The organism is Nostoc sp. (assembly GCF_035638895.1).
GTDB lineage: Bacteria > Cyanobacteriota > Cyanobacteriia > Cyanobacteriales > Nostocaceae > Nostoc.
In genome coordinates this window covers 1-10,938 of sequence record NZ_DASQZC010000030.1, presented here as the reverse complement: position 1 = coordinate 10,938, position 10,938 = coordinate 1, and the positions used below count along the sequence as shown (strand labels likewise).

The following is a 10,938-nucleotide window of genomic DNA, read 5'->3' as shown; positions in this document are numbered from 1 at the left end:
AATTTCATCCCATTGAGTTGTGGGAATACCATCAAATAAAACTTCGCCTTGTGTAGGTGTAAATAGGCGATTAATTAACTTCATTGTGGTGGTTTTGCCGCTACCACTGCGCCCAAGTAATACCAGTGCTTCTCCTTGGCGAATGGTGAAATTGAGATTTGACACCAATGGGCGATGATTGCGGCTAAAGGTAACATCGCGGAATTCTACGGCAGTTTGGTTATTTTGCGGCATGAATGGCTTTTGATGGACGCTAGCTATTGTATTATGCGCTGATTTCGCTAACGTGCTAACGCCCAAGTTGCTCAAGGCTTTTGTTTTAAGCTGCTTTATGCAGTTTTAGCATTTTCTTCTGATGCTTGCTCTGCAACATTTTTCAAGCGGCTTGACCTGATGCGGATGCGTAGGCTAGCCCGCCGCAGGCATCGCTATGACGATACAGATACACTGGCAGAAATTGAAGCAGTTCGCACTGAGTATAAAGATGGTGAGTCTGTGACTATAGATGAATATGTTGCTAACCGCTCAGAGCAGAGATAATGAGTTATGCGATCGCTATTTTAAAGTCGTCCTCTACCCATATTTTTGTCAGAGTGAAACTGTCACACTCACCAATATCCCGCCCAGAACTGGAGTTCTGGGCTGATAGCTGAAGTCCACTCAAGTGGACTGAATCGATTATTTAGTCCACTTGAGTGGACTTTAGCTATGAGACTCGGAATTCATTCCGAGGCGGGATAGAAACGCAGTGCGAGATTTATTAATAAAAATATGGCTGCGGCAAGATTTGTGTGTACACCGTAGCCTAAAAGGAGAGAGACTTTGAATTTCCCTCTTCCCGCGACGAGTTGGGGGTTAGGGGGTTAGGTTTTTCGTGGACTTTTCCACATAGCGTGAAAAGTCAGAGTTCGTTAGGAGATTAATGATGAAAGTCAATCGCTCATTGAGAGTCTATAATTTTTCTCCCAAAACAAGCATGACTCGATTTTCAACTTCAGCTATTAGGTTAAGCTGAATCGTCATACACTGAATTGGGAACTAATGAAAACTGTTGCCTTAGGAACAATGAGTGAAAGTAAGATACCGCAGATCCTGGAAACCTTTGAGGCAGATTTGCTGTCGGAGTGGACTCAGGAATTAGCCACTGTCAATATTCGCAGAGGCTTGATGAAAGAAGCCGAGCTAAAAGAGGAGTGCCGGGAATTCCTGAGCTTGTTTCGTGTCGTCGTTGCTCAGGGAAAGTTGAGCAATATTCAGGCAGGGGACTGGCAGGAGATGCGCTCGATGCTAACCAGCGTTTCTCGATCGCGATTGCAACAAGGTTTTACACCGGCGGAAACAGCTACATTTGTCTTTTCGTTCAAGCAACCCCTGTTCAACCGAATGCGTCAGCAATTAAAAGACGCCATTGAGTTAGGTGAAGAGATATGGCTAGCCACAAACTTACTGGATCAGCTGGGATTGCTGACAATTGAAGTGTATCAAAAAGCGCGTGAAGAAGTGATTTTGCGGCAGCAGGAAGAGTTGATGGAGCTATCCACCCCAGTAATTAAACTCTGGGAGGGAATTTTGGCATTACCCATTATCGGTACCCTGGATAGTACGCGTACTCAAATGATGATGGAGTCGTTATTGCAGAAGATTGTTGAAACGGGGTCAGAAGTTGCCATTATTGACATTACCGGGGTTGTAACCGTGGATACCCTTACCGCTCAACATCTACTTAAGACAGTTGCGGCTGCCCGTCTCATGGGAGCTGATTGTATGATCAGTGGCATTCGTCCTCAAATTGCCCAAACGATCGTTTATCTCGGCATTGATTTGACTGATGTTACAACAAAGGCAACGTTAGCCGATGCCTTTCTCACTTCACTAAAACGTTTGGGTGCTACCATTACCCGCTCTCAACCCAAATAGGTAGGCAGGAAAAACTAATGGAACGCATTCCCATACTCGAAATGGGCAATTTCCTGATTGTGACGATCCAAGTGGATATGCACGATCAGCTTGCTATGACACTACAGGATGACTTGACCAACCGCATCTCTGAAACTAATGTTCACGGTGTCTTGATCGATATCTCTGCATTAGAGATTGTTGATTCTTTCGTTGCAAGGATTTTAGGAAATACTGCCAGAATGTCACGGGTGTTGGATGCCCAAACAGTTGTTGTTGGGATGCAGCCTGCTGTGGCAATTACCCTGGTAGAATTGGGGCTGTCGCTGACAGACATTCGGACTGCCCTAAACGTAGAAAAGGGTATGGCACTGTTGCGCTCTTCACTTAATAAAACCAAAAATCAGGTTGCTGCCACTAAATGGCGTGCAGATGACGATGCAGCAGACTGAAACGCTCAATATTCAAACTTCTACAGATATAGTATTAGTTCGGCAAGCTGTGCGCCAGATGGCCGTGGAGATTGGCTTAAGTTTAGTAGACCAAACTAAAATTGTGACCGCCGCTAGTGAGTTAGCCCGTAATACCCTAGACTACGGGGGAGGTGGCACAGTCAAGCTAGAAATGCTTCAAGAAGGGAGAAAACGAGGACTTCGGTTGACTTTTGAAGATCAGGGGCCGGGAATTCCCAATATTGAGATGGCACTGAAGGATGGGTTCACCACTGGGAGCGGGTTGGGGATGGGACTGGGCGGTGCCAAACGACTTGCCAACGAGTTTGAAATTCAGTCTGCGGTGGGAGAAGGGACACGGATAGTAATTGTACGATGGAAATAATACCAATTCGCAATTCGTAATTCGTAATTCGTAATGGGCTAGGCCGTGCTGCGCTAACGCAATTAAGAAATCTAGATCCAGTAAGACTTTCCTGATTTCCATCTGTTGCCTCATTTTAGAGAATTGGTATGATATGAGAGAATCTGTAGCCATTACAATTACTGAATCTAGCCAGATTGGGGAAGCGCGACGGGTAGCGATCGCTTTAGCAACTCGGCTCGGTTTTCAGGAAACCCAACGGGGCAAGGTTGGTATTGTGGTGACGGAGGTTGCGAACAATCTGATCCAGCACGGTCAGGGTGGGGTATTATTGCTAAGATTGCTCGAACACGATTCAGCCATAGGTATTGAAGTCTTATCGCTAGATAAAGGACGGGGAATGGTTGATGTGGATGAGTGTTTGCAAGATGGCTTTTCCACAGGCAAAACGTTAGGCAATGGACTGGGTGCAATTTCTCGCCTCTCTAGTTTATTTGAAATCTACTCTATTCCCAACCAAGGGACGGCGCTCCTCGCCCACGTTTGGTCAGACTCCGCACTTCATCCGCCTGAAAAGACCTTAGAAATTGGGGCGATCTGTTTGCCCAAGCAAGGGGAGCAGATTTCAGGAGATGCCTGGGCATATCAAGTCGATCGTTGCCGCAGCCTGTTGTTAGTAGCCGATGGCTTAGGGCATGGGCCTGCTGCTGCCACTGCTGCTTCACAAGCCGTAAAAATCTTTCAAGAACATCATCGCTCTCCTGGTGCGATCGTCGAAGCTGCCCACGCCGCCTTGCGAAGTACGCGAGGAGCAGCACTCGCCATTGCTGAAATCGATTTTGAACAACAGTCTGTCCGCTTTGCCGGAATTGGTAATATCGCTGCCAGCATTTTCTCGTTTGCTAAACACCACCATCTGCTGTCTCACAACGGCACGGTGGGACATGAAGTCCGCAAAATTCAAGAGTTTAGCTATCCCTGGTACGCCAACGGACTTTTAATTATGCATTCTGACGGATTAGACAGTAAGTGGCAGCTCGATCGCTATCCAGGCTTGAGTCAAAAACATCCCAGCCTGATTGCAGGTGTTTTATATCGAGACTTTAACCGAGAGCGAGACGATGTGACGGTGTTAGTGGCTAGAGGAATGGGAAATAATTCGTAATTCGTAATTCGTAATTCGTAATTAAGATATGCTTTGAAAAGCTTGATACAACAGGTTTACTATCCGCTACCCTGCATAACAATACATCCTTTCCCAATTTAATGTCATCTCATGTTCGGCGCACCGATAACAATTCAAGGTGCGTTGTCGCGCAGTGCAACGCACCCTACATCTTAAACCTTTAATTACGAATTAGTATGACAACTATTTTCACCCTCGAAATCCAGTACGAACAGGATGTTGTGCAGGCTCGGCAGCGAACTCGTGAGATTGCAGAGCAATTGGGCTTTGCTGCCCAAGATCAGACAAGATTGGCAACGGCAGTTTCAGAAATTGCCCGTAACGCCTTTCAGTATGCCAGAGGTGGAACCGTTGAATTTTCTGTGGTAGGAGAACCTCAGACGTTTGTGATTCGGATTCAGGATCGGGGTAAGGGAATTCCTCATCTGGAAGACGTTTTGGCAGGACGCTACACCTCTAGTACAGGAATTGGGCTAGGCATCATGGGTAGCCGTAAGCTGATGGATTTTTTTGAAATGGAATCGCTGCCGGGACAGGGAACAACGGTGGTGATGAGCAAAAAATTGTCGAAGCGCACACCTGATTTTAACGATTTGCAATTGCAGCAGATTCGAGAAACTGTGATGGAGCGATCGCCCCAGAATCCTTATGAAGAGATTCAAAGACAAAACCAGGAATTACTGCGGACAATGGCAGAGTTACGTAAGCGCGAGGAAGAATTGACCCAGCTCAACCGGGAGTTGGAAGATACCAATCGTGGTGTGGTTGCTCTCTACGCAGAACTGGATGAAAAGGCAAGTTCTTTGCAAAAGGTAAACGAGCTAAAAACCCGCTTTCTCTCGAACATGAGCCATGAGTTTCGTACACCCCTCAACTCGATTCTGTCGCTTTCTCGGATGCTGCTAGCACGGATGGATGGCGATTTGACCGCCGAGCAAGAAAAGCAGGTGACATTCATCCAAAAGGCGGCGAGCGGATTATCAGAAATGGTCAACGACCTGCTGGATTTGGCCAAGGTGGAAGCTGGAAAAATTGAAGTGCGTCCCAGTTCCTTTGAAGCCAGCGACTTGTTTGCAACCCTGCGGGGAATGCTCCGCCCATTATTGGTTCAAGACTCTTCTGTGGCGCTGATTGTGGAGGAACCAGAAGGCATAGCTCCACTTTATACTGATGAAGGCAAAGTCGCGCAAATTCTGAGAAACTTTGTCTCGAATGCGCTCAAATTTACTGAGCAGGGAGAAGTGCGTGTGAGTGCTGTACAAAGGGGTCATACCGTGACATTTTCCGTGTCTGATACGGGGATCGGCATTGCGATCGCCGATCAAGACCGCATTTTTGAGGATTTTATCCAAATTGAGTCTTCTCTGCAAAAGCAGGTGAAGGGAACCGGGTTAGGATTGCCTTTATCACACAAGCTAGCGGAGCTACTCGGCGGTAGTATTTCGGTTAGAAGTAAGCCAGATCAAGGCTCCACCTTTACAGTATCGATTCCGCTCATCTACCCATACACAACTGAATTTCCCACCCGACTGCAACCGATCGCATCACTTGAACCAACTGGCCTGCCCATTCTGGCGGTTGAAGATCATCCAGAAACGCTATTTATTTACGAAAATCACCTTCAGCAGTCAACCTATCAATTAATTGCCACCCGCACCTTAGCTCAGGCAAGGCAAGTATTACAACAAGTCCGACCAGTGGCGATTATGCTAGATATTATGCTAGAAGGGCAAAACGGCTGGACGTTCCTGCGAGAACTCAAAGCAGATGAAATGACTTGCACCATCCCTGTAGTCGTTATTACTGTAATTGATAACGAGAAGCAAGCACTGGCACTAGGAGCTAACGGTTTTCTGATTAAGCCCGTAGAGAGATTGCAGCTGTTGAATAAACTTAATACGCTAATTAATCAGAACAAACCTCAAAAAATCTTGTTAATTGATGATGACCCTGCCTATCGGTATTTGGTGAAGCAGTTGTTAATAACTACACAATTGAGTATTTTAGAAGCCGCGAACGGACGGGAAGGATTAGCGTTGGCACAACGCGAGCAACCGACTGCGATCGTGCTTGACTTGGAGATGCCAGAGATGAGCGGGTTTGATGTACTCAAACAGTTGAGGCATGATTCAGTCACTTCGTCAATTCCTGTAATTATCCACTCATCTGCCCAACTGGATGCAGAAGCGAACAGCTGGTTAACACAACAAAGCATCGCTATTCTTTCTAAAGAAACAGGCTCTCAAGCAACGGCGAACGCCCAACTTCAAGATGCGCTCGTCAAAGCTGGGCTTGTTCTAGAGGTTTCAGGGGGAATTCATGTCTGAACCACAGCTTACAATTCTCCATGTGGATGATAACGAAGCCAATCGTTACGTTGTGATCCGGATTTTGCAAGATGCAGGCTTTCGGGTTGTGGAAGCAGCAACCGGAGCAGAAGGACTAAAGGCAGTTGTTGAGCATCTCCCTGCTCTAGTGATTTTGGATGTCAAATTACCCGATATTACAGGCTTTGAAGTTTGTCGCCGAATTAAGGCAAATCCCGAAACTGCTTTTATTCCCGTGCTACACCTTTCGGCAAGTTTTGTTCAAAGTCAAGATAAAGCAGAAGGCTTAGACAGTGGTGCTGATGCTTATCTTATACAACCTGTTGAACCTATTGAACTGGTGGCTACAGTGCGATCGCTGCTGCGAATTCGACGGGCAGAGGAAGCAGCTTTATCTTCAGCACGAGAGTGGCAAACGACTTTTGACTCCATCAATGACGGTGTATGTCTAGTAGACAAAGAAGGCAGAGTGTTGCGCTGTAATCGAGCGATGATGCAACTCGTTTACAAGCCTTATAGCGAAATTTTAGGTCGCACCTACTATGAGTTGATTAACGTAAAATGGGGAATTGGGGACGGTATTTGCTTTCACCGTGCTACAGAAACTCACCAACGGCAGGTTTTAGAAGTTCAGTCTCAAGACAGATGGTTTAGTAAAACTATCGACCCAGTACTTGATGAGCATGGGACTTTCACAGGTGCTGTTTTTATCCTATCCGATATTACCGAACGTAAGCGTGCAGAAGCTTTACTGCAAGAACAGAACGATCGCCTTAATCGGCTGATGGTCTCTTTGCAGGAACAGACTGAACAAGCGCAGCAAGCAAACCGCATCAAAGATGAATTTTTAGCAGTGCTGTCTCATGAATTGCGATCGCCCTTAAATCCGATTCTGGGATGGACAAAAATCTTACAAACCAGCCAGCAGAACGCAGCTAAAACTCAGTATGCACTAGAAACGATTGAGCGCAATGCCAAGCTGCAAGCACAACTGATCGAAGATTTGCTTGATGTGTCGCGCATTCTCCAAGGCAAATTGAGCTTGAAAACAGTTCCAGTCAGCCTAACTTTTACCATCAAAGCTGCGCTGGAAACGGTGCGGCTTGCTGCTGAAGCTAAATCTATTCAGATTAAGACAATATTTGAACCAAACGTTGGGCAAGTGTTGGGTGATTCTGGTCGCCTGCAACAAGTTGTTTGGAATCTGCTTACCAACGCTATTAAATTTACCTCACAGGGTGGTCAAGTCGAGGTGCAGTTAGAGACAGTAAAAGAATTAGATACTCATCCTGCGGAATACGCTCAAATCACTGTCAGCGATACTGGTAGGGGGATCTCTAGTGACTTTCTGCCCTATGTCTTTGACTACTTCCGCCAAGCCGATGGTACAACAACCCGACAATTTGGGGGGTTAGGCTTAGGGTTAGCGATCGTGCGTTATTTGGTTGAATTGCATGGGGGAACTGTTCAAGCAGCAAGTCTCGGAGAAGGGCAAGGAGCAACCTTTACAGTCAAGCTGCCACTCATCCCTACGGCAAAATTGAATCACAATGATATTGTGCCTCATAATTTCTCAGACTTTAATTTTCATGGATTGCAAGCACTGCTAGTAGACGATGACACAGATTCACGAGAGGTAATTGCCTTCTTGTTAGAAGAGCATGGCTTTCAAGTGACTCAAGCTCAATCAGCATACGATGCTCTGAGCATTTTGGAGCAAGCAAAATTTGATTTGCTAATTAGTGATATTGGTATGCCCGATATGGATGGCTATACACTAATTCGTCAAATTAGAAAGCTCTCACCTTCCAGGGGCAGAGAAATTCCGGCGATCGCCCTCACAGCTTATGCTGGAGAGATTAATCAACAACTTGCAATAGCGGCTGGATTTGAACAGCATATTTCTAAACCAATTGATCCAGAGATACTAATGCGGCTTATTTTAGATATATTAGGGGTACGGCAATAATTGAGATACATCCTGATATAAATCTAGAATATGGCTGGAAAATTACTAACTTTTATGTGACATCTGGAAAGTCTTATTATATTTCCAACTTTGGCGATCCGAGAATTAAAACTAATGACTTTTATTTTCCGAAGTTAGTAATTAGCTGAAGATTTTCAACTCACTGGCACAGAAGTCTATATCAAAAAAATTGGTAATGCTATTGTTTTCATTGCCAAAGATAACCCCTGGCGATCGCTCATTAACAGTCTAGACAATTTCTGTAATGATTTTATGATTAATTGCGATCGCTCACTCATCGACACCAAAGAGAGTTTGTAAATGCGATACCTGCTTGATACCATTGTAGGCGATGCCTACGGCGGAAAACTACGCAGTTTATGAGAGATAGTTAGTCGTGTGTTATCGAAGTGCGATCGCAGGTTAGGCAAATCCAATTGCTGCGCTGCACCCCACAAGCCTGAAGTTTAGATGCATTTGCCCTGAAACACAACCCAAAGACTTTGGGCTTGGCAAAAATATAATTGTTAAAATCAGCATAATTTTAGTGTGAAACATTTAGGAGAACAAGTTTTGGTAGCTATTACTGATATTGGTACATTCATTAACCATCATCCTGCAATACACGGCGGTTGTCCGATTATTGCTGGTACAGGGGTGACAGTTAGACGCATAGCCATCTGGTACAAACAAGGTTACAGCGCCGAAGAGATTGCAGATCAAATTAGTCATTTGACCTTAGCGCAGGTTTATGCCGCTTTAGCTTATTATCATGCTAACCGCGACCAAATTGACGCTGACATTGCAGCACAAGAGGCAGAGGGAGACAGATTAGAGAAACTGCATAAAATTCAAAAACTTTCATGAGCCGAATTCACTTATATATGGATGAGGATTCTACCGCACGTTCTCTAGTTCTGGCTCTACAAAATCGTGGTGTAGATGTGATTACAAGTCTAAATTTGAATAGGCTGGGATATACCGATGAAGAACAGCTAAGATGGGCAACTGAGGAAGGTTTTATTTTATATAGTTCTAATATCAGAGATTTCTACCGTTTGCACACTGATTTTTTGACTAAAGAACAATCTCATGCAGAGATGATTTTGGTACAGCAGCAACGTTACTCAGTGGGGGAACTAATGCGCGGTATTTTGAGGTTAATTGCAGCTAAGTCAGCAGAAGAAATGCAGAATCAGGTAGAGTTTCTGAGTAATTGGATTGATGAATAGTATCCAATATGATTGCGTTAGAGCTAAAAACTGGGAAGCGCTATAGTTTAACGATGAGCAACTGCAACATAACTGTCATTGTGTGAGGCGCATTCTAGATATGATTTGTAAAGAAAAACATCACATGAGCGCCTGACGCACCGCTAGATAACATGGTGCGTTAGGCTGAAAGAGGAATATTTAAGCTAAGAATAACGTTATTATAACTCTTTGATTATTTAGCCTTTACATTCTTAGTTTAACTTTGTACTACGATTTATTTCTGTAGTACTACTACAAATAACATTTTAAGTAGGAGCTTTGAAATGAAATTGAAATTAGTTGTTTCAGTCGCACTAACAGGTCTATTTTTCAATCTTTTAGTCAGCCAAGAAGCAAAGGCTAAAACTTTAACAGGTGTTGAAAATTCGGCATCAATAACTTTTTTACAAAAAACAGATACTCATAGAGTTTTATCCGAGAGCAGTCTGTCACCAAGCCACCAGCGTCAAACATTTCTCATTTCGCAAGTTTTCAATTTAACCGGTGTGTGGCAGGCTAAGGAAGGTGGGACTTATTATGTTAGACAGGTAGGCGATAAACTATGGTGGTACGGTGACGGGGGAAGCGGATACTCTAATGTCTTCCGAGGAGTCATTTCAGGCGATAGAGCAACGGGTGAGTGGGTTGATGTACCCAAAGGAGGGAACACTGGTGCCGGAAATTTGTCAATTGAGGTTTTTTCAAACAATAGATTTGTGCAAAAAGCATCAAGTGGCTTTGGTATCTTTGAGTGGAATCGAATTCGCTAATATTTGATGACTAATCAAATTTGATTTTTTAAGATTTTAATATTGAAAGATAGAGGAGCTACACTTTGTTGCTCCTCCATTTTTATCGAATTTGATGGGACTATTTGAATCCGCTTTCGATATTTCCTCCTTCCTAATTAAAAACTGGGATGCACCCTTTTCAAACAACCTCTAAGACTCCATCTCTGCCAATTCTAACCACCGTTCAGTCGCCACATCGATCGCTTGCTTGAGCTTTTCCACCTGATCATACAATTTCTGCACCTGGCTATAATTCCCCGGTGAGACATTCGCCAGTGTTTTCTCAGCTTCCGCCTTCTCAGCCTCTAACTTGGCAATTTTACCTTCCAACTGCTCAAATTCTTTTTTCTCCCAATTGGATAACCTTCGCCGCTTGGTATTCTCTACATCCTTGGGTGAAGCCGCACCATTTTGGACTTCGACATTTTTAGGCTTCTCCTTAGTGTTCGCAGCTTGCTGCTGTGCTTCTTCAGCCTTCTTATAGTCCAGATAAATCGAGTAATTACCTGGATATTGGCGGAGATTACCGCCTTCCTCAAAGGAAAATACTGTGTCGATAGTGCGATCAAGAAAGTAGCGATCGTGAGAAACTACAATTACACACCCGACAAAATCTTCTAAATAATCCTCTAATACTGCTAATGTCTGAACATCTAAATCGTTTGTCGGTTCATCTAAAATCAAGACATTGGGCGCACTC

12 protein-coding genes and 1 pseudogene are annotated in these 10,938 nt (G+C 44.5%); 10 read left to right on the top strand and 3 right to left on the bottom strand.

Annotated features, from left to right (window positions below; all coding sequences use genetic code 11):
- Nucleotides 1-234, bottom strand: a 234-nt coding sequence (locus VE944_RS01230; protein ID WP_324971125.1) for an ATP-binding cassette domain-containing protein, incomplete at its 3' end; no start/stop codon positions are given.
- A gap of 165 nt (nt 235-399) precedes the next feature.
- Between VE944_RS01230 and VE944_RS01225 the strand changes: the two genes are divergently transcribed.
- The 7 genes from VE944_RS01225 (at nt 400) to VE944_RS01195 (ending at nt 8,194) form a co-directional block, all read left to right on the top strand.
- Entirely contained in the window at nt 400-540 is a 141-nt protein-coding gene (locus tag VE944_RS01225) for a hypothetical protein (protein WP_324971123.1), read from the top strand.
- A gap of 501 nt (nt 541-1,041) precedes the next feature.
- Entirely contained in the window at nt 1,042-1,917 is an 876-nt protein-coding gene (locus VE944_RS01220; protein ID WP_324971121.1) for an STAS domain-containing protein, read from the top strand.
- A 17-nt stretch (nt 1,918-1,934) separates the two neighbouring features.
- Entirely contained in the window at nt 1,935-2,348 is a 414-nt protein-coding gene (locus VE944_RS01215; protein ID WP_324971119.1) for an STAS domain-containing protein, read from the top strand.
- Nucleotides 2,335-2,733 carry an anti-sigma regulatory factor gene (locus VE944_RS01210; RefSeq protein ID WP_324971117.1) on the top strand — a complete coding sequence of 133 codons (399 nt, stop codon included), beginning with the start codon at nt 2,335-2,337 and terminating at the stop codon, nt 2,731-2,733. The genes VE944_RS01215 and VE944_RS01210 overlap by 14 nt, the downstream gene beginning before the upstream one ends.
- A gap of 133 nt (nt 2,734-2,866) precedes the next feature.
- A complete protein-coding gene (locus tag VE944_RS01205) occupies nt 2,867-3,877 on the top strand; it encodes an ATP-binding SpoIIE family protein phosphatase (RefSeq protein WP_324971115.1) in 1,011 nt (336 codons plus the stop codon).
- 197 nt (nt 3,878-4,074) lie between these two features.
- Complete coding sequence (locus VE944_RS01200; RefSeq protein WP_324971113.1) at nt 4,075-6,225, top strand: ATP-binding protein; 2,151 nt, start codon at nt 4,075-4,077, stop codon at nt 6,223-6,225.
- Entirely contained in the window at nt 6,218-8,194 is a 1,977-nt protein-coding gene (locus tag VE944_RS01195) for a hybrid sensor histidine kinase/response regulator (RefSeq protein ID WP_324971111.1), read from the top strand. Before VE944_RS01200 ends, VE944_RS01195 begins: the two co-directional genes overlap by 8 nt.
- A 176-nt stretch (nt 8,195-8,370) precedes the next feature.
- Here VE944_RS01195 and VE944_RS01190 read toward each other — a convergent pair whose 3' ends face one another.
- Complete coding sequence (locus VE944_RS01190; RefSeq protein WP_324971109.1) at nt 8,371-8,538, bottom strand: hypothetical protein; 168 nt, start codon at nt 8,536-8,538, stop codon at nt 8,371-8,373.
- Nucleotides 8,539-8,743: 205 nt separating this feature from the next.
- On the opposite strand from VE944_RS01190, the gene VE944_RS01185 reads away from it, so the two are divergent.
- From VE944_RS01185 to VE944_RS01175, 3 genes are all read left to right on the top strand, one after another.
- Nucleotides 8,744-9,061, top strand: a complete 318-nt coding sequence (locus tag VE944_RS01185; protein WP_324971107.1) for a DUF433 domain-containing protein — start codon at nt 8,744-8,746, stop codon at nt 9,059-9,061.
- Nucleotides 9,058-9,426: a DUF5615 family PIN-like protein gene (locus tag VE944_RS01180; protein WP_324971105.1), complete on the top strand. Its 369-nt coding sequence runs from the start codon at nt 9,058-9,060 to the stop codon at nt 9,424-9,426. Before VE944_RS01185 ends, VE944_RS01180 begins: the two co-directional genes overlap by 4 nt.
- A gap of 305 nt (nt 9,427-9,731) precedes the next feature.
- Nucleotides 9,732-10,217, top strand: a complete 486-nt coding sequence (locus VE944_RS01175; protein ID WP_324971103.1) for a hypothetical protein — start codon at nt 9,732-9,734, stop codon at nt 10,215-10,217.
- A 171-nt stretch (nt 10,218-10,388) separates the two neighbouring features.
- Here VE944_RS01175 and VE944_RS01170 read toward each other — a convergent pair.
- Nucleotides 10,389-10,938 (bottom strand): annotated as a pseudogene (locus tag VE944_RS01170) (ABC transporter ATP-binding protein); the annotation flags it as partial.